The organism is Bacillus sp. CH_70, from assembly GCF_038007045.1.
GTDB classification, from domain to species: Bacteria; Bacillota; Bacilli; order Bacillales; family Bacillaceae_G; genus Bacillus_A; species Bacillus_A cereus.
Genome location: NZ_JBBOWL010000001.1, coordinates 4,400,145 through 4,424,338 on the forward strand (window position 1 = coordinate 4,400,145; position 24,194 = coordinate 4,424,338).

The following is a 24,194-nucleotide window of genomic DNA, read 5'->3' on the forward strand; positions in this document are numbered from 1 at the left end:
CCTTATTTTGCGTCGTACCAAGTTGGACCGTAAGAATAATCAACTTTCAGCGGAACTGCGAGTTCAATCGCATGCTCCATTACTTCAGGTACAAGCTGCTCTAATTTTTCAATTTCTTCTTTTGGTGCTTCAAATATTAATTCATCGTGTACTTGCAGAAGAAGACGCGCTTGTAATCCTTCTTCTTCTAAACGATCTGCCATAATAATCATCGCTTTTTTAATAATATCTGCTGCAGTACCTTGAATTGGTGTATTCATCGCTGTACGCTCAGCGAAGCTACGTAAATTGAAATTACGACTCGTAATTTCTGGAATATAACGACGACGATTTAATAATGTAGCCACATATCCTTTTTGTTTCGCATCTTTTACGATGTCCTCCATGTATTCTTGTACACCAGGGAAACTTTCTAAATACTTTTCAATAAATTCCGCTGCTGCTTTTCTTGTAATTCCTAAGTTTTGTGAAAGACCATAATCACTAATACCATACACAATTCCGAAGTTAACAGCTTTCGCTTGTCGTCTCATATTTGAAGTTACTTCATCTTTTTCAACGCCAAATACATCCATAGCTGTTTTCGTATGAATATCCATGTCATGCTGGAATGCTTCAACTAGCCCTTTATCATTTGCAATATGAGCTAATACACGCAGTTCGATTTGTGAATAATCAGCCGCATACATAATCCAACCTTCTTCTGATGGAACAAATGCCTGACGAATCTTTCTTCCTTCTTCTAATCGAATCGGGATATTTTGCAAGTTCGGATCCGTTGAACTTAATCGACCTGTTTGCGTTAACACTTGATTAAAGCGAGTATGAATTTTAGATGAATCTTCATGTACAACTTTCAGTAAACCTTCAATATAAGTTGAATTTAGCTTCCCTAATTGACGATAATGTAAAATGTTTGGAATAATTTCATGGCGATCCATAAGCTTGTCTAATACATCAGCTGACGTAGAATAACCTGTTTTCGTCTTTTTAATAACCGGTAAGTTTAAGTTCTCAAACAGAATTACACCAAGCTGCTTCGGTGAATTAATATTAAATTCTGTTCCCGCAAGCTTATAAATTTCCTGTTCCATTTCCTTTAATCTACCTGCGAGTTCTTCTCCCATATTACGAAGACGCTCCGTATCAACTTTTACACCTTTTACTTCCATATCAGCTAATACACGCGCAAGTGGCAATTCTAACTCTGTAAACAGTTCATATTGCTCATTCTTCTTTAACTCTTCAACGAATGTTTGCTTTACATCATATAATACATGCACTTTACGGGCCACATGCTCCGCTACTACTTCTAACTCTGGAACAGCACGCTTCGCACCTTTTCCGTAAACTTCTTCATCTGATTTCACAGCATGCGTTTCTTTCATTTTCGCTACAGTACGAAAATCTTTATCTGTATCAGCCGGGTCAAGTAAATAAGCAGCGATTAATAGATCAAAGTCAATCCCTTGCATATCTATCCCATTCCATTTCAGTGCAACGATTGCTCGCTTCGCATCAAATGTATGCTTTCTCATTTCTCCATTTGCAAGCCATGCTTTAAATGCATCCGATGCAAGAGCAATATCCTTCTGAATAAAGTAGCAACCATTTTCATTTTGAATACCAAAGCCTTGAATGTCCGCCTTATGATAATTATCTTCTTGCACTTCTACGATAAGCGCACTATCTTGCTGAAGCATTTCTTCTGTAACTTCTTCCACAATATCAAATGTAATATCATCTAATTCAGCTGGAGCTGTTTCTTCTGGCGTAACGCCTAATTTATTTAAAAGAGATGTAAATCCTAAACTCTCGAACATTGGAATCACATCACTTGCTTCATATCCTTTATACGCCATATCATCCACATGAACTGTAATCGGTGCATCTGTAATAATAGTCGCAAGATCTTTACTCATAAGAGCTTGTTCTTTATTTTCTTCTAGTTTTTCTTTTAATTTCTTCCCGCTTACTTGATCTAGATTTTCATACACTTCTTCAACCGTTCCAAACTGTGTTAACAATTTAATCGCCGTTTTTTCACCAACTCCTGGTACACCCGGAATATTATCTGATTGGTCTCCCATTAAACCTTTCATATCGATAATTTGCTTTGGTGATAAGCTATATTTTTCAAATAAAGCTTCTTTCGTATATTCATCTACTTCCGTAATCCCTTTTCGCGGAATACATACAAGCGTGTTATCAGAAACAAGTTGAAGTAAATCTTTATCTCCTGAAATAACTTTTACACTTGCTCCTTGTTCACTCGCTTCTTTTGCTAGCGTTCCCATAATATCATCCGCTTCATAATTTTCTAATTCATAACGCGGTACATTGAACGCATCCAGCATCTCACGAATAAACGGGAACTGCTCTGATAATTCAGGTGGAGTCTTTTGACGTCCTCCTTTATACTCACTATACGTTTTATGACGGAAGGTTGTTTTGCCTGCATCAAACGCCACTAACATATGAGTTGGCTTTTCTTCCTCTAATATTCTCATTAACATCATTGTAAAACCGTAAATTGCGTTCGTATGTATACCTTTGTCGTTATTTAAAAGCGGTAGTGCAAAGAAAGCACGATACGCGATATTATTACCATCTACTAATACGACCTTTTTTTCCAAAATTGAAACCTCCCCATACAAATTTGAAATGATTTTTTTCACAGAAAAAAACCGTTCCTTTCCTCTCTCTATATTAACATGACTAATAGAGAGAAGAAAAATAACGGTTATTTTCTTTCATATATAAAACAGACTTATATTGGCATAAAGGGAAGTGACGAGAACAACTTAACTATTCTCGTCCAAAATTACTCCTTGGATGAAGGGGTTTTCATGTATTATATTAACAGAGCTTTATTAATATTTAATTAAGCCATTGTTAATATATTGTAAACATCCTTCATCCTATTTTTCAGTTGCTGATTTTGGTAAAACAACTGTAAATGTTGTCCCTTCCCCAACTTCACTATCCACTGTAATTGTACCGTGATGCGCCTCTACTAAATGCTTTACAATTGATAATCCAAGGCCTGTACCACCAGTATTTCTACTTCTCGCTTTATCCACTCGGTAAAAGCGTTCAAAAATACGTGGAATTTCCTCTTTACTAATACCAATTCCAGTATCCGATACTTTTATATAAGCATTATACTTATCTTCCGCTAACTCTACTGAAACAACGCCTCCAGCCGGTGTATATACGATCGCGTTATTTATTAAATTAATAAAGATTTGTTTCAAACGACTTGGATCTCCAATAACAGAAGCACGTTTTAATACATTCACTTGTAAAGAGATTTCTTTTTCTCCTGCTTTATTATCAAGCACCATATGAATATCTTCAAGCAGCCCCTTCATGTCAACGGTTCCCATATTTAATTTAAATCCTTGTTGTTCGATCTTTGACAAATCTAATAAATCTTCAATTAATCCTTGCATGCGCTCACTTTCTTTTAAAATAATGTGCAAGAAATGTTCGCAGAATTTTTTATTATCCATCGCTCCGTCTAAGAGTGTTTCTGAAAAACCTTTAATAGAAGTAATCGGTGTCTTTAATTCATGAGAAACATTCGCTAAAAAGTCTTTTCTCATTTGTTCTAATTTCTTTAACTCTGTTATGTCATGGAATACGAGAACAATCCCTTTCCATTCATGGTTTGTCCCGATAATCGGCGCTCCATATACTTCGAAATGCTTCCGCTCAATTCCAAGTGGCAATAACATTTGTTTACGCACTTTCACTTCTGTCATAAAGATTTCTTCTACAAGCTCAATAATTTCTGTATGATGAAACGATTCATAATATAAGCGATCTAAATATTCTTCATCTGTTACGTGGAAAGTTTCCTTATAAGAGCGGTTTACAAGGTTTATATACCCGCGGCTATCAATTAAAATCATTCCGCTTCCCATATTTTCAATTAACGTATGCAGACGATCTTGCTGCATTTCTTGTTCAAGTGTCATCTCTTGTAAGTTACGAGCTAAAATATTAATCGCTTTACTCAGCATTCCTGTTTCATCCGAATGACTTTCGTATGCACGTGCTTTATAATTACCCTTTGCCAATTCAATTGCAACTTTTGTAACCGATTCAATCGGCCTAATATATTGCCCTGTAATTTTCATACCTAAAAATACAACTACGAGACAAGCAATAACAAATCCGATAATTAATAATCCCCACGTTTTTTGATGTACGTCTTTTAAAGGATCGATTGTACTTTTCACCAAAACGTATCCTTGTTTTCCTTCTACATCTTGAACGAACACCGCATGATAAAATTCATTCTTTCGATCTGTCTCTTTCGTAATCACTTTACTTCGTTGTTTTGCCAATTCCGAAGTAAGTTCTTTAATCGTCTCTGGACTAAATGCCAATTCTTGTCCTTTTCTATATTGAACTTTCTTTTTTTCATCCACAAATACGATAGAAGCTGGTATTTTTTCTTCTAACTTTTCAAATACGTATGGATTTTTTAAGACATTATCAAAACCTTGCTCTTCTGCTAACGCCGCAACATACTCCGTCTCTTTTACCATTCTCTCTTTAGCATGATCTATATAGTAGTTTTCAAACACAGTTTCTAGCAATAAACCTAGTCCAACTAAAATAAATACAATAAGAGAAACAAATGTAAAAAGAAGCCTGGAACGAAATTTATTCATTCCCTTTTGGCTCCTCTAATTTATATCCTAAACCACGTATCGTTTTAATGTACGTCGGTTTTTTCGTATTTTGTTCAATTTTATCGCGCAAATGGCTAATATGAACATCAACAATTCGTGTATCACCAGCAAAATCGTAATTCCATACAGCACTTAATAATTGATCACGCGTCAACACGCGACTTTTATTTTTCGCAAGATACACAAGTAGTTCAAATTCTTTTGGTGTTAATTCAAGCTTTCTTCCTTGGAAATAAGCCTCATAAAACTCCGGTAAAATTTTAAGTTCTGCAATTGTGATGCTATCTTCATCTGGCGCTTCTGCAACTTGTTCTTCTTGTTGTAATTTCGTGCGGCGCAAAATCGCCTTCACACGAGCAACAACTTCCCTTGGACTAAATGGCTTCGTCATATAATCATCTGCCCCAAGTTCAAGGCCTAGCACCTTATCAAACTCATCATCTTTTGCCGTTAACATTAAAATCGGCGTCATAACGCGCTGCAATCGTAATTCTTTACACACTTCCATACCATCCATTTTCGGAAGCATTAAATCTAATATAATTAAATCTGGGCGTTCTGTTGTCGCTTTTTGAAGCGCCATTTCTCCATCCATCGCTGTTATAACTTCAAACCCAGCTTGTTGTAAATTAAATTCGATTAAAGTTAAGATAAATTCCTCATCATCAACTACTAAAATACGATTGTTCATTCTTTTCCTCCAAGTTATAGACTTGAAACCTTCTTCATCCTAGTATTTTCCCCGTTATTCTCATCATACTAGAAAACAAGGTCCCTCTCAATATAATTGTCTATTCATGGAGATCGTTTGTGTAGAATTGAGAAAATAGAAGTAATTACGATTCACCTGCAACTACACAGGATTTTGCCAAACTTTATAGATTACTCTCTCTTCTTTAAAGCTCACTTCCGTATGAACTATAAAATCTTGATTTTGTGCTAGGAAAAACGAAAGAGCATACGCTATTTTATAATCCGGTGTTTCATATCCATCAAATACTCTCCCGTACATTTCATTCGCAACCCCGTCTGCCCACACTTCAGCTTCTCTTACCGTTTCAAAGATAACGTTTTCTCCTTTCCACCTCATCTTAAAGAATCACTCCTTCCATTGACTTAAATTATCAAATTATAATATAGTAAATATTGTTAATCCAATAATCTGAATATAAAAAGGGGTCTATTATGCGACTATTACTACCTATTTTAACTTTAGTAGTAACATGTTTCCTTACTTTTAACGTACCGAGCTGGGATACGATTAAAACGGGGTGCTCAGAATTTGCTGAAGGGTTCAAAGAAGGATTTTTCAACTAAAAATAGCGCTAGCATCCTTATTCAAGGTATGCTAGCGCTATTCATATTTTCATCTTTTAAAAATTATCTAATGCTTTTTCCATAATGGAAACAGATTTAAAAGGCGGCGTGACTGTTAATGAACCTTTTACAACAGTTTCTCCTTTTTCATCATGAGCAGATACAAGCATATCAATTGTATGTTCCTCCTCAGAAACAGCCACAACTTCAAAGTGGATTTGTAACGTTTCATAATGGTGAACATGCTTCACGAACGTAAGGTCCTTTCTCGTAATATGACTTCCTGGACCCGGTAAATATTTCGTAACTGCCGTTGTAATCATTCCCGTTAGCATAATGCTTGGTACAATTGGCTTTTCATACGGAGTTTGGGATGCGTAATCATGCTGAATATATAATGGATTGGCATCATTCGTTAACCCTAAGTACAATAACAAATGTTTATCCTCAATTTTTTCAGTGATAGATAATTTCTCTCCTACTGTAATTTCATCCATTTTACGACCAATTTGAACTTTTTTCTTTAACATGTTACAACCCCCTCCGATTTTTTCACCTTATTATCCTACTAAAAGCGATACCTTATCCGAAATTTACTATGATGAGGGCAATGTATAGTATAAATCTATAGTTTCATTATAGGATACTACAAATGATAGCGTTTTCATATTATTTCAAAAAAACAATTCGGTAAATAGTAGAAAAAGATTCGGAATCCCGAATCTTTTTCACTACTATTCAATTATTAAACAAGAACTTTCATTACGTTACGTACAGATTCTACAGAGCGATCTAACGCTTCTTTTTCATCTGCAAGAAGTTCTAATTCAATAATTTTTTCAATTCCGTTACCACCTAGAATTACTGGTACCCCTAAGTAAAGGTCACTATAACCATACTCACCTTCAAGGTACGCAATAGCTGGTAATACACGGCGTTGATCTTTTAAGATTGCTTCTGTCATTTCAACTAAAGAAGCTGCTGGTGCGTAATATGCACTACCGTTTCCTAATAAGCCTACAATCTCACCGCCACCTTTACGTGTACGTTCTACGATTGCTTCTAAACGCTCTTTCGGAATTAACGTTTCTAACGGAATACCGCCTGCATAAGAATAACGCACAAGAGGTACCATGTCGTCACCGTGTCCACCAAGAACAAATCCTGTAATGTCTTTCACAGAAAGATTTAATTCTTGTGCGATGAATGTACGGAAACGAGCTGTATCTAATACGCCCGATTGGCCAATTACACGCTCTTTCGGGAATCCTGCTTCTTTAAATACAGAATATGTCATTGCATCAACTGGATTTGTTAACACAACAATAATTGCATTTGGTGAATGTTTTGCAATGTCGCGCGTAATACTTTTCATAATTTTAGAGTTCGTTGCTACTAAGTCATCACGGCTCATACCAGGCTTACGTGCAATACCTGCTGTAATAACGACAACGTCAGAATCAGCAGTATCTGCGTAATCAGATGTTCCAATAATGTTAGCATCAAAACCTTGTACTGGGCTCGCTTCTAACATATCTAACGCTTTCCCTTTTGTTGGATTTTCCAGTTGTGGAATGTCCACTAATACAACATCTGCAAGTTCTTTTTGTGCTAATAAGAATGCCGTTGTTGCTCCTGTAAATCCTGCACCGATGACTGAAACTTTCTTGCGTTTGATTGTCATAATTTACCCCCCGCTTTAATTATGCGTTTTTGATTATCGCTACATCCATGTTTTTAATAAGCTCATTAGCAAACTCAGAACACTTCACTTCTGTTGCGCCTTCCATTAGGCGAGCGAAGTCATATGTTACTACTTTTGATGCAATTGTTTTCTCAACTGAATCTGTTACTAATTTCGCTGCTTCATTCCATCCTAAGTGTTCTAATAATAATACACCTGAAAGAAGAACTGAAGATGGGTTTACTTTATCTAAACCTGCATATTTTGGAGCTGTACCGTGTGTAGCTTCAAAGATAGCATGTCCAGTCACATAGTTAATGTTTGCACCAGGTGCAATACCAATTCCACCTACTTGTGCAGCAAGTGCATCAGAGATATAGTCACCATTTAAGTTCATTGTTGCAACAACATCGAACTCACGTGGACGAGTTAAAATTTGTTGTAAGAAGATGTCTGCAATAGAATCTTTTACGATGATTTTTCCAGCCACTTCAGCGTCTGCCATCGCTTTATTTGCTGCATCTTTACCATCTTTTTCAACAATGCGATCATATTCAGCCCAAGTAAATACTTTGTCGCCGAATTCTTGTTCCGCTACTTCGTAACCCCAGTTTTTGAAAGCACCTTCTGTAAATTTCATAATGTTTCCTTTATGAACTAATGTAACAGAAGAGCGTTTTTCATTAATTGCATATTGAATTGCAGCACGAACAAGACGCTTTGTCCCTTCTTCTGAGATTGGTTTAATACCAATACCAGATGTTTCTGGGAAGCGGATTTTATTAACACCCATTGCTTCTTTTAAGAAAGTAAGAACTTTTTCTGCTTCTGGAGATCCTTGTGCATATTCAATTCCAGCATAAATGTCTTCTGTATTTTCACGGAAAATAACCATATCAGTATCTTCCGGACGTTTTACAGGTGAAGGAACACCTTCAAAATAACGAACTGGACGTAGACATACATATAGATCTAATTCTTGACGAAGTGCTACGTTTAGAGAACGAATACCACCGCCAACTGGAGTTGTAAGTGGACCTTTAATTGCGATTAAATATTCGCGAATTAAATTTAAAGTTTCTTCTGGTAACCACTCGCCTGTTTGGTTGAATGCTTTTTCCCCTGCAAGCACTTCTTTCCAAACGATTTTCTTCTCACCATCATAAGCTTTTTCAACTGCTGCTTCTATTACGCGAGATGCAGCTGCCCAAATATCAGGACCAATTCCATCTCCTTCAATAAATGGAATAATCGGATTGTTTGGTACATTCATAACACCATTAGTTACAGTAATTTTTTCACCTGTCGTCAATGTGATAACCCCCATGTTTGAAATTTCATATGTATGAAACTGAGGGAATAACCCCTCAGTTCAAACCGTTAGTCAAATTAAAATATTCTAATCATTACATCTTTCCGAAAAAATCAGACTTTTGAAAGCGTATTTTCACTATCGAAATAGTGTTTTTCGCTTATCGTTGTGCGATTGGAACATACACTTGATGCGTTGGTCCATTATAATCAGCACGCGGACGGATTAAACGGTTATTTTCATATTGTTCTAGAATATGAGCTAACCAGCCTGACATACGGCTAATTGCAAAAATAGGTGTAAATAAGTCATGGTCAATTCCTAAACAATGGTATACAGAAGCTGAATAGAAATCGACATTTGGTGGAAGACCTTTTTCTTTTGTTACAATGTCTTCAATTTTGATAGACATATTATACCATTTGTCTTCTCCTAAAAGCACGCATAATCTCTTAGACATTTCACGTAAGTGTTTTGCACGTGGATCACCTTGCTCATACACACGGTGGCCAAAGCCCATGATTTTCACTTTATTTTGAAGAGCATTATGAATATATGACTCTACATTTTCTTCTTCGCCAATTTCAGTTAACATCTTCATTACATTTTCATTTGCCCCACCGTGAAGAGGACCTTTTAATGCACCGATTGCTGCTGTAATACCAGAATATACATCTGACAGTGTAGCTACGCAAACACGTGCAGTAAATGTAGAAGCGTTTAACTCATGATCTGCATGAAGTACAAGTGCCTTATCAAAAGCTTCAATTTCAACTTCATTTGGCTCGCGATCATTTAACATGTACAAGAAGTTTGCAGCTAATGATAAATCTTTTCTTGGCTCAACAATATCTAAACCTTTACGGATTCTCGCGTAAGCAGCAACTAAAGTTCCCACTTGAGCCTGTAATTTAACCGCTTTCAAATAATTAGACTTTTCATCCATAATTTCAGCGCTCTCATCGTATAATGATAGCATGGAAATTGCAGTTCGTAAAACAGACATCGGATGTGCAATTTTTAAATCTACTTGTTTCAAATATGTTAAAATCTCACCTGGAACTTTATAGTATTCAGATACAATTTCATTAAATTCCGCTAGTTCTTTTTCATTAGGAAGCTTGCGGTGCCATAATAAGTACACTACTTCTTCAAACGTAGCATTCTCAGCTAAATCATCAATATTATACCCAACATAAGTTAATGTATCATCAATAATAGAGCTCACAGATGATGTTGTTGCTACTACCCCTTCTAAACCTCGAATAACAGTCATGACATTCTCTCCTTTTCCTGAAAATTCTCCCAACCTTGCTCCTTATATCTATTTGCTCCCCTTATGAATTATGAACGCCCGTTCACTCTTTAGGCAAGCAAAATGCACGATCATGCAAATTTGTTGCGATGTTCCCCTCTTATTGTCCATTGTTTACATGGAAAGCATGAGCGTGAATGTCTCCCCGAATCCTCACGCTCAAAACAACAAGTTAGTGAGGAAAATACATTCCGAAGAGTTTTATGATAAAAACAACATAAAACAATATCATTATAAAATTGTTTTATGTTGTTTTTATTTTCTCTGGTGTAAAGTCTCTGCTGTTATGTAACTTTTCAAAGTTTCTAATCCTATTATAAACAATTATCTGACTTTTGTGAACAGAAAGAATTCAAAAATTTTATATTACTATAAAATTCCTTATTTAAACATTTGTATAATACTCATAACCGCATAGGCAATTCCAGCCCCAATTAACGGACCAACAGCAACCCCATTAAATAGCGCAACCGCTATAATTGTCCCAAAAACAAGCGCAGTTGTAATGTGAGGATCCGTTGTCAACAATTGTACGCCGCCTTTCGCTAACAAAGCGACCGCTACACCTGAAGCTAAAGCAATCCACGCATAATAAGATTTTGCCGCTTCTCCAAGTTGTTTAAAACCTATTTCCCCCGTCGCAATCGGTACGAGCACCGCTATTGTAATGACCGTTACACCTAGGTTAATTCCTTTCGTTTGTAAATAAGGAAAGACCTTATCTCCTAAAAACGTAAACTTCAATAAAAATAACACACCAATTGCTACAGTAAGCGATTGGTTTTTAGCAATAAGTCCTATAATAAGTAGTATGAATAAAAATAACGTTGACTGACTAATCATGTTTGCACTTCCTTTCTGAAAATAATGAACTCATTTCCAAACAAAAATACCTTTAAACCTATCGTTATACATGATATATCGATGCCTATTCAACATGAATCACTTCATTTTTTATGTATTTTAAAATGATAAATTGAGACTTTCACCATAAAAATTTAAGCATGTATACATTTTAAAAAACAGGCGTCTCTTCTTTCTTTTCTAATTAGAAACAGGTAAAATAAAAAGAAGAGAAAATGAAGTTTTTACCATATAGTAGAAGCATCAACACCAAGCTTTCACAGTCACTCACATACTGAAAAAGCAGGAAAAATCCATCATTCCACTATAACATAAAGTGAAACTTTAATCAGTGGGGCACACTCGTTATAAGTTGAACGAATTAGGATAATCCAAATTGGAATGGGAGGTATACATCTTTGAACCGAAACTTACTATATATGATATTGCGACTCATATTTGTCATTGTAGCAACGGTAGCTGGGTTCTATGTATTACTATACATGTCAGGGCTTATCTATCCTTTTATTATCGCTTTTGCATTTGCTTATTTGATTAATCCTGTCGTCAATTTCCTTAATCAAAAACTACAATTTCCTCGCGCACTAGCAGTACTCGTTAGCTTAATTCTCGTATTTGGAGCTATCGTTGGACTTGTTACATATCTTGTGACTGAAGCAATATCTGCCACAACATACTTACTACAACTTGTTACAGTAAAGTTTCCAGATATCGTTACATTCGCTCAGCAATTTGCACTTAATCATATTATGCCTCTCTACGATGATTTAATCTCTAAATTTAATCATCTTGGAGAACCACAGCGCTATACAATTACACAAAACATTCAAAACTTAGGAACAGAGGCAACAACACAAATGAAAGAACTTTTAACCGCCATTATAAGCGGGTTAACGAATTTCATTAGTGCACTGCCAACAACTTTAACTGTCCTTGTATTCATTTTATTAGCCACTTTCTTCATTAGTTACGATTGGCACCGTCTTGCTCAAAAAGCAAGAAAATTACTACCAAATCGTGTACATGGCTACGGAAAAACTATTTTTGTCGACTTAAAAAAAGCTTTATTCGGTTTTGTGAAAGCACAACTTACACTCGTATCTATGACAACCGTTATTGTACTGATCGGACTTTTAATATTACGCGTACCATACGCCATTACTATTGCGATTATTACAGGAGTTGTAGATTTACTACCATATTTAGGAACAGGCGCAGTCTTCGTTCCATGGGTTATATACGTATTTTTCACTGGCGATACCGCATTCGCCATTGGTCTTCTCATTTTATACATCGTCGTGATTGTCCAAAGACAAATTATGGAACCGAAAGTACTTTCATCTAACATCGGTCTCGATCCATTAGCAACACTCGTCGCTCTATTTGTCGGCTTTAAACTTTTTGGCTTTTTAGGATTAATCATCGGTCCAGTCACCTTAGTACTACTTAATACATTACACAAAGCTAATGTCTTCCATGACTTGTGGAAATATATTAAAGGTTCACCTTCAAAATAACAGTTTCTAATTCATACAAAAAATCAAGCTATAATCAGTGGGAAATTCCCACTGATTATTCCTTTTACCTATTTTTCACACTACTCACACGCAACAAGAGCATTACCCAGAAACAGGATAATCCTCTTGTTTTTTTGCATAAAAAAACACATATTCCAGCTAAAAATACATTTTTATTCTATTTTATCTATAATTATTACTTGCATTTATTACTTTTTATGTAAATGAATAAATATACAAAATGGCATAAAATAAGGCTTCAACTAACAATCACCACCTTTTATATGAATTCTTTACACCAATCGCTCCTTTATATACAAAAGCAAAACTTTAATTTGGCTGCATTTCGCACCATCTTATTCATCCAAATTAATAGCACTAAAAAATCACACGTTTAATCGAAGCACAACAAGAGTTCAAACGAAAATTATATAGCAAATATAATAAGCGGACGTTTTGTTCATCCCCCCCACATCAAACACTTACGAGCATCCCAGCTTTGAGATAGAAATTCCACACCCCACAAATAACGCGGTAAAGCAAAGCTTCAATCAGAAAGTTCCTCCCCTCTTACAAGACAAAAAAATAGCACTTAGATTGTTATAATCTAAGCGCTACTTCTGAATGATAATAGTAGAGTTCTTTCTAAACTTCCATTCCATCCACTTCATAACAAGCGGCTTCAATAAAGCTCTCGTAATAGGGATCACGCAGATAAACCCTAGCACATCTGTCACATAACCAGGAAGCACTAAGAGAATACCTCCTACAAATACAAAAATACCATCTAGTACTGCCTCACCTGGCATTTCCCCTCTATTCAACTTAGATTGAATCTCTCCAAGCACTTTAAATCCTTGTCTTTTCGCCAAATACACACCTACTACACCTGTAAATACAATCATAGCGAACGTAGACCATAAACCTATTACATGACTTGATCCGATTAAGACCGTAATCTCAATCGCCGGTATTAAAATAAACAAGAATAGTAACCACTTCATAGTTCTACACCTCTCCCACAACTCACTTTTAACGCCCTCACAACGCCTATATACATCATATGAAATATAATACCCTTTCATATTAAAACCCATAACAAACAGCTTTTAAAAGCAATTCTAGGCGTTTTAAGCTAACTCTATCTCGTTTTTGTGTAAAAAAAAGAGAAGGACTCCGATCCTTCTCTCCGTATTACTTATAGCACTTCCGCATGTCCATTATAAACAATTCCGCGTGCTGCATCAACTGTTACTTCTTGGCCATTTTTTAAAGTTGCTGTTACGCCGTTTACACCAACGATAACAGGAATACCGATTGATACGCCTACAACAGCAGCATGGCTTGTTAAGCCACCTTCTTCTACAACTAAAGCAGCAGCTTTTTCGATTGCAGGAATCATATCTTTATCAGTGCTTGTTGTAACAAGGATATCACCTTCGTTTACGTTCGCTACAGCTTCAGCAGCTGTTTTTGCTACAACTACTTTACCTTTTGCAGCTTTACGACCGATTCCTTGTCCTTTAGCAACTTCTTCACCAACAACGTGGATTTTCATTAAGTTTGTTGTACCAGTTTCAGCAACTGGAACACCAGCAGTAATTACTACAGTATCTCCAAGGCCGATTAGACCTGCATCCATACCTGTTTGAATTGCTGTATCTAACATTTCGTCAGTTGAAGCTGCGCGCTTCTCAGCCATAAATGCTTGTACACCCCAAACAAGTGCAAGACGACGTCCTACTTGCTCGTCAGATGTTACAGCTACGATTGGAGATTTTGGACGGTATTTAGAGATCATTTTCGCAGTATGTCCACTTTCTGTTGGAGCTACGATTGCAGCTACATCAAGAGCAAGTGCTGTATGCGCAACAGATTGGCTAATTGCATCTGTAATTGTTGGAGTGAACTCTTTAATACGTTTTTTGAACATATCTTCGTATTGTAATGATTTTTCAACACGTACTGCAATGTTAGCCATCATTGTTACTGCTTCTACCGGATATTGACCAGCAGCTGTTTCACCTGAAAGCATGATTGCATCTGTACCATCGAAGATTGCGTTAGCTACGTCACTTGCTTCCGCACGAGTTGGACGTGGGTTACGTTGCATAGAGTCTAACATTTGTGTCGCAGTAATAACTGGTTTACCTAACACGTTACATTTTTTGATTAGACGTTTTTGTACTAATGGTACTTCTTCTGGCGGAATTTCTACACCCATATCACCACGAGCTACCATTAAACCGTCAGAAACTTCTAAGATTGAATCGATGTTGTCGATACCTTCTTGGTTTTCGATTTTCGGTACGATTTGGATGTATTGAGCGCCATGCTCTTCTAATAATTCACGGATTTCTAATACGTCAGACGCTTTACGTACGAATGAAGCTGCGATGAAATCAACTTTTTGCTCGATACCGAAGATGATATCTTTTACGTCTTTTTCAGTGATACCAGGAAGCTTAATGCTTACGTTTGGTACGTTAACACCTTTTTTATTTTTTACAGTTCCGCTGTTAAGAACTTTTGTACGGATGTTTCCATCAGCTTTTTCGATTACTTCTAGTTCGATAAGACCGTCATCGATTAGAATGCGAGAACCTGGGTCTACATCGTCATAAAGACCAGCATAAGATACAGAGAACTTCTCTGCAGTACCTAATACTTGCTCAGTAGAAAGAACTACTTCTGCACCTGTTACAAGCTCAGCTTGTCCGTCTACGAAGTCGTGAGTACGGATTTCTGGACCTTTTGTATCAAGTAAGATACCAACTGTTTTACCAGTTTTCTTTGAAGCTTCACGAATGTTTTTAATACGAGCTCCGTGCTCTTCATGGCTACCATGAGAGAAGTTTAAACGAGCAACGTTCATACCTGCTTCGATTAATTGCTCTAATTTTTCAATACTTTCACTAGCAGGACCTATAGTACATACAATTTTAGTTTTACGCATATTGCACCTCCGAAAATTATGAAACCGTTCCCAAATATCTGACATTACGCCGATTAGATGGATAATTCTTTAGATAATTGATACATATCTTTATCGATTGTATGCTTTTGAGCTAACGCTTCGATAATATCATGATCAACAAGTTTGTTATCTTGAATACCTACACAACGTCCACCTCTACCAGCAATTAATAATTCAACTGCTCTTGCGCCAAGACGACTTGCTAATACACGGTCTTGTGCACTTGGTGATCCGCCACGTTGTACGTGACCTAATACAGTTACACGAGTATCAAAGTTTGTTGCTTCTTCAATGTGCTTACCGATGTCAATTGCACTTCCAACACCTTCAGCTACAACGATAATACTGTGTTTTTTACCACGTTCACTACCGCGCTTCAGACGAGCGATAACATCATCCATGTCATACTCTTCTTCTGGAATTAAGATTGTTTCTGCACCATCAGCTAAACCAGCCCATAATGCGATATCACCAGCGTGACGTCCCATTACTTCGATAACATATGTACGTTCATGAGATGTAGCTGTGTCACGGATTTTATCAATTGCATCAATAACAGTGTTTAAAGCTGTATCGAAACCAATTGTGAAGTCTGTTCCAGGGATATCATTGTCGATTGTACCTGGTACACCAACACATGGGAATCCTTGTTCAGTTAATTTTTTAGCGCCTTGGTAAGAACCATCTCCACCAATAACAACAAGTCCTTCGATACCATGTTTCTTTAATTGCTCGATACCTTTTAGTCGTACTTCTGGGTCTTTAAACTCAGGACATCTTGCTGTATATAATTTCGTACCACCGCGGTGGATAATATCGCCAACAGAACCAAGTTCTAATTTTTCAATGTGACCAGAAATTAATCCAGCGTATCCATGGTAAATACCATATACTTCAATATCATGGAAAATCGCTTTACGAACAACTGCACGAATGGCAGCATTCATACCAGGTGAATCTCCACCACTTGTTAATACACCAATACGTTTCATTTGTACTCACCTCATAAAGATTATTTGCCTTATAATAAAATAACACGAAAAAATATAAAAACACAATGGAGAAGATGTGTCTTTTCATAATAAAAACGTGCATTCGCGAAGAGGAACGCACGCTTTTCTTATTTTATCCCAATGGAAGCGTTTGAAAACGAAACTTGCCCAATTTTCATATATTTTTCATAACGTTTTTCGATTAATTCATCTTTCGAAATTCCGTTTAATTGTTCAAAAGTTTTTCTAATCATTAAGTCTATATTTTCTGACTGTTTTAAAAGATTACGGTGAGCTCCACCTTTTGCCTCTGGAATAATTTCATCAATTACACCTAATTCTTTCAAATCTGCTGCTGTAATTTTCATTGCTTCTGCAGCTTCCTTTGCTTTTCCTGCATCTTTCCAAAGAATTGCCGCTGCACCCTCTGGTGTAATAACAGAATAAGTGGAATTTTCTAGCATATGAATGTAATCTCCTACTCCAAGACCTAGCGCACCACCACTACCGCCTTCACCGATAACGATACAAATAACTGGTACCGTTAAACCTGCCATCTCAAATAGGTTGCGGGCAATAGCTTCACTTTGTCCACGTTCTTCAGCTGCTTTACCAGGATAAGCTCCCTTCGTATCGATGAAACAAATAATAGGACGATTAAACTTTTCCGCTTGTTTCATGAGACGCAGTGCTTTTCGATATCCTTCTGGATGAGGCATTCCAAAGTTACGGCGAATATTTTCTTTCGTATCTTTTCCGCGCTGATGCCCAATTACAGTTACAGGCATCCCTTTATATTTCGCAATGCCGCCGACAATCGCTGCATCATCGCCAAATAGACGATCTCCATGACATTCGAAAAAATCAGTAAATAAGTGCTCAATATAATCGAGCGTTGTCGGTCGTTCTGCATGACGAGCAATTTGAACACGGTCCCATACTTTTAGATTGCCGTATATATCTTCCTCTAAATTTTCTAGCTTTTCTTCCAAAATACGAATCTCCTCACTGAAGTCCATCTGGCTGTTTTTCGTATAGTCTTTCAGTTCACGAATCTTATTTCTTAGCTCAACAACTGGTTTTTCAAATTCTAGCTCTGCCATACAGCCAATTCCCCTCCTTGATGAACTTCTAAAATCTTGCGAAGCGATTCTCTCATATCATCACGATGCACCACCGCATCTAATTGACCATGATCTAGTAAGAATTCTGCCGTTTGGAAATCTTCCGGTAGTTTCTCACGCACCGTTTGTTCAATTACACGTCTACCAGCAAATCCGATAAGTGCACCTGGTTCTGCAAGATTATAATCACCAAGTGAAGCGAAACTCGCTGAAACCCCGCCCGTCGTTGGGTGAGTCATAACAGAAATAAATAACCCTCCTGCATTACTATGCTTTTTCAAAGCTACGCTTGTTTTTGCCATTTGCATTAAACTTAATATCCCTTCTTGCATACGGGCACCACCCGAAGCAGTAAAGATAATAAATGGAACTTGTAAGTCGTACGCCTTTTCAACCGCACGGGCGATTTTTTCTCCTACTACAGAGCCCATGCTCCCCATTCGAAAACGAGAATCCATTACTGCAACAACAACAAGCATGTCATCAATTGTTCCTTCACCAGTTACAACCGCTTCGTTCAATTCAGTCTTCTTACGATCGCTCTCTAGTTTCTCTTCATAACCTGGAAACTCGAGTGGATTTAATGAAACCATTTCTTTGTCATACTCACGGAATGACCCTTCGTCCAATATACTATCAAGACGTTCCCATGCATTCATAGGATGATGATATCCACAATTCACACATACTTTTAAATTTTTTAGAAGTTCTTTCGTATACATGATTTTTTTACATTCCGGACATTTTGTCATAACGCCATCTGGCACATCTTTTCGTACTTGTTCTGAAGGTATTGCAGCGTACTTTTTCTTTTTCACGAATAAATCTCTTAGCACAATTTGACCCCCTTCGTTGAGAGCTAAGGTTAGCGTAAGAAGAAAATGGGGCTAACACCAAAGTTTGATGTTAGCCTTATCTTCTCAATCTGTCTAATAACCTCACTCTTTACGTTTAACTTTAACCGCTACGCGGTAGAATGTTTGTCATAACGTGTCATGGTCATTTCGACAAATTTTATACATTACGAGTGAAACTGTATATTCTCTACTAATTCATCGTAAATTTTTAGTGCATCATTTTCTTGTTTTTCTTCCAAAGTAGCATAAAGCTTTCTATACATATCGATAGAATCTCTTGAAACTTTACAAGAAAGAGTTGCTACGTAATCATTTACGATCATCCAAATGCGATATAGTAAATAATTATCGACTTGTTCAATAAGTGTTTTAAAGAACGTTTGATGAAGCGTTGGGATTGAGCTTTCATTTTCTTCAAGTACTTGGTGTAATCTACTTAGTACTTTAGAAAACGTTTCTTTCGGTAAATTACATACAATTCGAATCATATCTTTCTCAAGCAATCGTTTTGTTTGTAATAAATCACGAATTGTTTTCTCATCTTGCAGTAAGAACGGAGCAATTAATTGTACAAGACCGTTATCATAAAAGTTTCGAATAAACGTCCCTTCACCACGTCTCGTTTCAATCAATCCTACCAGTTCTAAAGCACGCAATGCTTCTCTTACAGAGGAACGTCCTACGTTTAAGCGTGAACTTAACTCGCGCTCAGACGGCAAACGATCCCCCGCTACCAATCCATCCTCTTCCATAATGGAACGGATTTTTTTTACAATTTCGAGATATACTTTTGTATTTGATGATGTCAATGGAAATTCCTCGCTTATTCTTTACCAATCAGCGCTAATTGTTTTGTTTTTTCAGCGATCTCATTTGGATCTACTTGACGGCGAGCTACTCCTGTCTCCATTGCTGCTTTTGCAACGTAAGCCGCTACCTGAGGCGCTACACGCACGTCAAATGGCGCTGGAATGATATAGTCTGCATTCAACTCATCTTCTGCTACAAGCTCAGCAATAGCCTGTACAGCTGCCATCTTCATTTCTTCGTTAATTTGTGTCGCATGTACGTCAAGTGCACCGCGGAAAATACCAGGGAACGCCAGTACATTATTTACTTGGTTCGGGAAGTCAGAACGACCTGTTCCAACAACAGCTGCGCCCGCTGCTTTTGCCAATTCTGGCATAATTTCTGGAACTGGATTTGCCATTGCAAAAATAATCGCATTGTCATTCATTGTACGAACCATCTCTTCTGTTAATGCACCTTCTGCAGATACACCAATAAATACGTCCGCACCTTGTACAACATCAGCTAAAGAACCTTCTATACGATTCTTATTTGTATATTTTGCAACTTCATCCTTCACCGGATTCATACCTGTAGGACGACCATCATAGATTGCCCCTTTACGGTCACACATAATAATGTCGCGTACACCATAGCGATATAAAAGTTTAATAATTGCAATACCTGCTGCACCTGCGCCATTTGCGACAACTTTAATGTCAGACATTTTCTTTCCAACTAATTTCAGTGCATTTACAAGACCTGCTACTGTTACGATAGCTGTTCCGTGTTGATCATCATGGAAGATAGGAATATTTGTTTCTTTTTTCAAACGCTCTTCAATAATGAAGCAGTTTGGTGCTGCGATATCTTCTAAGTTAACGCCGCCAAAAGTTGGCTCCATTAATTTTACAGTTTCAACAATTTTATCTACATCGTTTGTATTTAAGGCAATCGGGAATGCATCTACACCAGCAAAGCTCTTGAATAATACAGCTTTACCTTCCATTACTGGAAGAGATGCTTCAGGTCCAATGTTACCAAGACCAAGTACAGCCGTTCCGTCTGTCACAACTGCTACCATATTTCCCTTCATCGTATATTCATATACCTTACTTTTATCGTCATAAATTTCTTTACAAGGTTCTGCAACCCCTGGAGAATATGCAAGACTTAAATCTTTTGCATTTTCTACTTTTACTTTTGATACAGTTTCTAATTTTCCTTGATGCACTTTATGCATGTGAAGTGCTTCTTCACGAAGTGTTGACAAACTATCCACTCTCCTCAAATTATTCTTGCTGATATCAATTTCTCCAAGTGGTCTGACCACGAACACTACTACTATAATAATCGAAGTGTAGGGAAATTGTCCATTATATTTTCACAACTACATTTTCTTCCCCGACAATTTCACGAAGTGCTCCTAAACATTCTTCACTTGGATGAATCGATAAACTCCGAGATAATTGTACCATTTTATGTTCCTTTTCATAATAAATTAGTACTTTCGCAAAACCTGAATAGTCGAACAATATTTTCGTAACCTGATTTAAAAGCTTTTTCTCATACTGAGACGGCAATTTCACGTAAACAGATGCGTCTTTCTTTTCTTCATAAACATCCATTTCCTCTAGCGGATATAGCCCATTTACAATCCATTGCAGCTTATGATTTCTTAGCTCAATCGTACCGTCAACTAAAACAATTGCTCCTTCTTGTAACTTGTCCGAGAAATGTATATACGTTTCCGGGAAGAGGACTGCTTCCATTTCATCATTTTGATCACAGAATGTAATAAATGCCATCTTTTGAAACTTTTTCGTACGAATCACTCTCACACTTGTTATATACACAATAGCTCTTTGTACTTTTTTCTTGTGTCGCATCGCCTGAGCGAGAGATGGAATTTCTAATTCTTTTGCTAACTTTACATACTGCGCTGTCGGATAACTTGATAAATAAAAGCCAAGTGCTTCTTTCTCTTTATTTAGTTGTTCAATAAAAGATAGCTCTTCTCCTTGTACGTATTTTGATTTTGGAACAGCATCTCCTAAATCACGTGCGAGATTCGCGTACTCTAATGCCCCTTTAATACTTTTCCATAAATTCGTTCTCGAAACACCAAAATCATCAAAACATCCCGACCAGACGAAAGCTTCTAAATTGCGCTCCGTTACAAACTTTGACGGCAAACGGAGACAAAATTCAAACAAATCTTCGAACATTTTTTTCTCTCGTTCTTCTAATAATGCCGTCACTGTAGCCATTCCAATATTTCGAATCGAAAGTAAACTGTAACGTATCGCATTCCCCTCTATTTGGAAGTTGTAACCACTTTTTTGAAGAGACGGCGGCAAAACGTGAAAACCTTTCCGCTTCGTTTCTCGTATATACTGTACAATTTTATCTTCATTTCCAATTGCACTTGATAATAGTGCCGTCATAAATTCCAGCGTATAGTTCGCTTTTAAGTAGGCAAGTTGATATCCGATCATACTGTAAGCTACAGCGTGACTTCGGTTAAAACCGTAATTCGCAAATCTTACAATTAAATCGTAAATTTTCTCAGCAGACGTCTCATCGTAACCATTTTGCAAACAACCTTGGACAAAATGCTTACGTTCCTGATCTAAAATATCACGATTCTTTTTACTCACTGCACGGCGCAGTAAATCTGCTTCACCAAGCGAAAACCCTGCTAACTTCGATGCAATTTGCATAATTTGTTCTTGGTATACAATGACGCCGTATGTTCTTTCTAAAATTGGCTTTAAATCCGGATGTAAATATTCAATTTTTCTTTTTCCATGTTTCGATTCAATAAAAGTCGGTATCTGTTCCATCGGTCCCGGTCTGTATAATGAGTTAACAGCTACGATATCTTCAAACTCATTCGGTTTTAACCCGCGAAGTACATTTCGCATACCACCTGACTCAAGCTGGAATACACCTGTTGTATCCCCTCTCCCTAATAATTGGAACGTCTTTTCATCTTGAAGAGGTAAGTTTCTTATATCGATTTCTTTCCCTGTTTTGTTCGCGATAAATTTTACAATATTTTCAAGTAACGTTAAATTACGTAATCCTAAAAAGTCCATCTTAAGCAACCCAAGTTCTTCTAGCGCATCGGCTGGATATTGCGTAACATAAACATCGTTATGTCCTTCTTGAATTGCTACACTGCCTGTTAGCGGTTCTTGACTCATAATAACGCCAGCCGCATGAATAGACGTATGACGTGGTAAACCTTCTACACGTTTTGCGATTTCAAACACACGCTCATGCAGAAGATTCCCTTGTATAAACTCACGAAGTGATTGTGATTCTTCATATGCATCTTTTAACGTTATACCAAGCTTTGATGGGATAAGTTTTGAAAATATATCAATATCTCGCGGCGGAAGCCCCATTACGCGGGCAATGTCTCTAATTGCCGCTTTTGCTGCAAGCGTACCAAACGTTACAATTTGCGCAACACGGAGCTGACCGTATTTATCTTTCACATAGCGAATCATCTCATCACGTCTTACGTCTGGAAAATCAATATCAATATCGGGAAGCGTCACACGTTCAGGATTTAAAAACCTTTCAAATAATAGATCGTATTCAATCGGATCAATATCTGTAATTTCTAATACGTATGAGACGAGTGAACCAGCTGCCGATCCACGACCTGGTCCTGTTAAAATATGATTTTCATGTGCATACTTCATAAAATCCCATACGATGAGGAAATAATCACTAAATCCCATACGAGAAATAACATTTAATTCATGATTTAAACGCTTTATATGCACTTCTTTCGGCGCACCATATCGTTTCCGCAAACCTTCTTCACAAACACGACGCAAGTATATATCACTCGTTTCATTAGACGAAACAGGAAACTTCGGAAGTTGATTTACATGGAACGGTATTTCTACTTGGCAACGCTCTGCAATTTTCATTGTATTTTGGATTGCTTCCGGCGCATGGGAAAATAGTGCTTCCATTTCATCCGATGACTTTAAATAATATTGATCTGTTTTCAGCCTCGGCCTATCTGGATCAGTCATTTTCGTTCCACTTTCAACAGATAGTAAACATTCGTGAACAAGTGCGTCACTTTGATTGATATAGCGCACATCGTTTGTTGCAACGACTGGAATATTAACCCTACTAATAAATTCAGGTAGTTTCTCTTGTAAAAGCAACTCATCTTGAATCGCATGATGCTGCAAACTCATATAAAAATGGCCGAACATATTTTGATATGTGCGAGCTACTTCTTCAGCCTGACTCACATTGTCTTCTAGTAATAATTGCTCAATTTCGCCATCTTTACCTGGTGAAATAGCAATTAATCCTTTCGCATAATGCGCAAGCCACTTCTTAGGAATACCTTCTTTGGATTTTGTCATAATACTGCTAGAAATCTTTAATAAATTTTGGTAGCCTATTTCATTCTCAGCAAGTAATACAAGTGGATAAGACCTTTCTTCTTCTTCACTAAAAATAGAAGCGGTTAATCCAATAACAGGCTGTATACCATGTTTCTTACATGCTTTATAAAACGGAATAACGCCATACATAACATTTTCATCCGTAATAGCCAGCGATGAAAAACCAAGTTCTTTCGCCCTGACTACAAGCTCATCAATTTTACAAGCACTTTTTAATAAACTAAAAACGGTTTGACATTGTAAATGCACAAACTTCACTGTTGTACCCTCTCTTTACCTATTTGACTACTTTTAT

General features: G+C 37.1%; 19 protein-coding genes. 2 read left to right on the forward strand and 17 right to left on the reverse strand.

Features of this window, described 5'->3' with window-relative positions:
• Positions 1 to 2: 2 nt before the first annotated feature.
• The 4 genes from polA to N2V79_RS22490 form a co-directional block, all read right to left on the reverse strand.
• A complete protein-coding gene (gene polA / locus N2V79_RS22475) occupies positions 3 to 2,636 on the reverse strand; it encodes a DNA polymerase I (protein ID WP_053563570.1) in 2,634 nt (877 codons plus the stop codon).
• Positions 2,637 to 2,921: 285 nt separating this feature from the next.
• Entirely contained in the window at positions 2,922 to 4,685 is a 1,764-nt protein-coding gene (gene phoR / locus N2V79_RS22480) for a sensory box histidine kinase PhoR (RefSeq protein ID WP_001032099.1), read from the reverse strand.
• Entirely contained in the window at positions 4,678 to 5,397 is a 720-nt protein-coding gene (gene phoP / locus N2V79_RS22485; RefSeq protein WP_001065220.1) for a two-component system response regulator PhoP, read from the reverse strand. Before phoP ends, phoR begins: the two co-directional genes overlap by 8 nt.
• A gap of 162 nt (positions 5,398 to 5,559) precedes the next feature.
• The gene (locus N2V79_RS22490) at positions 5,560 to 5,796 is read right to left on the reverse strand and encodes a hypothetical protein (protein WP_053563568.1); all 237 of its coding nucleotides are present in this window, start codon (positions 5,794 to 5,796) and stop codon (positions 5,560 to 5,562) included.
• 95 nt (positions 5,797 to 5,891) lie between these two features.
• On the opposite strand from N2V79_RS22490, the gene N2V79_RS22495 reads away from it, so the two are divergent.
• On the forward strand, positions 5,892 to 6,023 hold the full coding sequence (locus N2V79_RS22495; protein ID WP_001238014.1) for a hypothetical protein: 132 nt from the start codon (positions 5,892 to 5,894) through the stop codon (positions 6,021 to 6,023).
• Positions 6,024 to 6,079: 56 nt separating this feature from the next.
• On the opposite strand, the gene N2V79_RS22500 is transcribed toward N2V79_RS22495, so the two are convergent.
• The 5 genes from N2V79_RS22500 to N2V79_RS22520 form a co-directional block, all read right to left on the reverse strand.
• The gene (locus N2V79_RS22500; RefSeq protein ID WP_340720224.1) at positions 6,080 to 6,553 is read right to left on the reverse strand and encodes a MaoC family dehydratase; all 474 of its coding nucleotides are present in this window, start codon (positions 6,551 to 6,553) and stop codon (positions 6,080 to 6,082) included.
• Positions 6,554 to 6,768: 215 nt separating this feature from the next.
• Complete coding sequence (gene mdh / locus N2V79_RS22505; RefSeq protein ID WP_000153232.1) at positions 6,769 to 7,707, reverse strand: malate dehydrogenase; 939 nt, start codon at positions 7,705 to 7,707, stop codon at positions 6,769 to 6,771.
• Positions 7,708 to 7,726: 19 nt separating this feature from the next.
• Positions 7,727 to 9,019 carry an NADP-dependent isocitrate dehydrogenase gene (gene icd, locus N2V79_RS22510; RefSeq protein WP_071731427.1) on the reverse strand — a complete coding sequence of 431 codons (1,293 nt, stop codon included), beginning with the start codon at positions 9,017 to 9,019 and terminating at the stop codon, positions 7,727 to 7,729.
• Positions 9,020 to 9,179: 160 nt separating this feature from the next.
• Entirely contained in the window at positions 9,180 to 10,328 is a 1,149-nt protein-coding gene (gene citZ, locus N2V79_RS22515; protein ID WP_000503651.1) for a citrate synthase, read from the reverse strand.
• Positions 10,329 to 10,715: 387 nt separating this feature from the next.
• On the reverse strand, positions 10,716 to 11,177 hold the full coding sequence (locus N2V79_RS22520) for a DUF441 domain-containing protein (protein ID WP_000625507.1): 462 nt from the start codon (positions 11,175 to 11,177) through the stop codon (positions 10,716 to 10,718).
• Positions 11,178 to 11,596: 419 nt separating this feature from the next.
• Here N2V79_RS22520 and ytvI point away from each other — a divergent pair, with 419 nt between their 5' ends.
• Positions 11,597 to 12,715: a sporulation integral membrane protein YtvI gene (ytvI, locus tag N2V79_RS22525; protein ID WP_006926492.1), complete on the forward strand. Its 1,119-nt coding sequence runs from the start codon at positions 11,597 to 11,599 to the stop codon at positions 12,713 to 12,715.
• Positions 12,716 to 13,329: 614 nt separating this feature from the next.
• On the opposite strand, the gene N2V79_RS22530 is transcribed toward ytvI, so the two are convergent.
• The 8 genes from N2V79_RS22530 to dnaE form a co-directional block, all read right to left on the reverse strand.
• Entirely contained in the window at positions 13,330 to 13,719 is a 390-nt protein-coding gene (locus tag N2V79_RS22530) for an FxsA family protein (protein ID WP_000871631.1), read from the reverse strand.
• A gap of 194 nt (positions 13,720 to 13,913) precedes the next feature.
• Entirely contained in the window at positions 13,914 to 15,671 is a 1,758-nt protein-coding gene (pyk, locus tag N2V79_RS22535; protein ID WP_001232667.1) for a pyruvate kinase, read from the reverse strand.
• Positions 15,672 to 15,724: 53 nt separating this feature from the next.
• Positions 15,725 to 16,684, reverse strand: coding sequence for a 6-phosphofructokinase (gene pfkA, locus N2V79_RS22540; RefSeq protein ID WP_000821158.1), 960 nt, complete (start codon positions 16,682 to 16,684; stop codon positions 15,725 to 15,727).
• 128 nt (positions 16,685 to 16,812) lie between these two features.
• A complete protein-coding gene (gene accA / locus N2V79_RS22545) occupies positions 16,813 to 17,787 on the reverse strand; it encodes an acetyl-CoA carboxylase carboxyl transferase subunit alpha (protein WP_000818801.1) in 975 nt (324 codons plus the stop codon).
• Positions 17,775 to 18,644, reverse strand: a complete 870-nt coding sequence (gene accD, locus N2V79_RS22550; RefSeq protein ID WP_000942855.1) for an acetyl-CoA carboxylase, carboxyltransferase subunit beta — start codon at positions 18,642 to 18,644, stop codon at positions 17,775 to 17,777. The genes accA and accD overlap by 13 nt, the downstream gene beginning before the upstream one ends.
• 185 nt (positions 18,645 to 18,829) lie before the next feature.
• A complete protein-coding gene (locus tag N2V79_RS22555) occupies positions 18,830 to 19,474 on the reverse strand; it encodes a FadR/GntR family transcriptional regulator (protein WP_000204444.1) in 645 nt (214 codons plus the stop codon).
• Positions 19,475 to 19,488: 14 nt separating this feature from the next.
• Positions 19,489 to 20,697, reverse strand: a complete 1,209-nt coding sequence (locus N2V79_RS22560) for an NAD(P)-dependent malic enzyme (RefSeq protein ID WP_340720348.1) — start codon at positions 20,695 to 20,697, stop codon at positions 19,489 to 19,491.
• Between the two features lie 133 nt (positions 20,698 to 20,830).
• Positions 20,831 to 24,157, reverse strand: a complete 3,327-nt coding sequence (gene dnaE, locus N2V79_RS22565; protein ID WP_071731426.1) for a DNA polymerase III subunit alpha — start codon at positions 24,155 to 24,157, stop codon at positions 20,831 to 20,833.
• Positions 24,158 to 24,194: the final 37 nt, after the last annotated feature.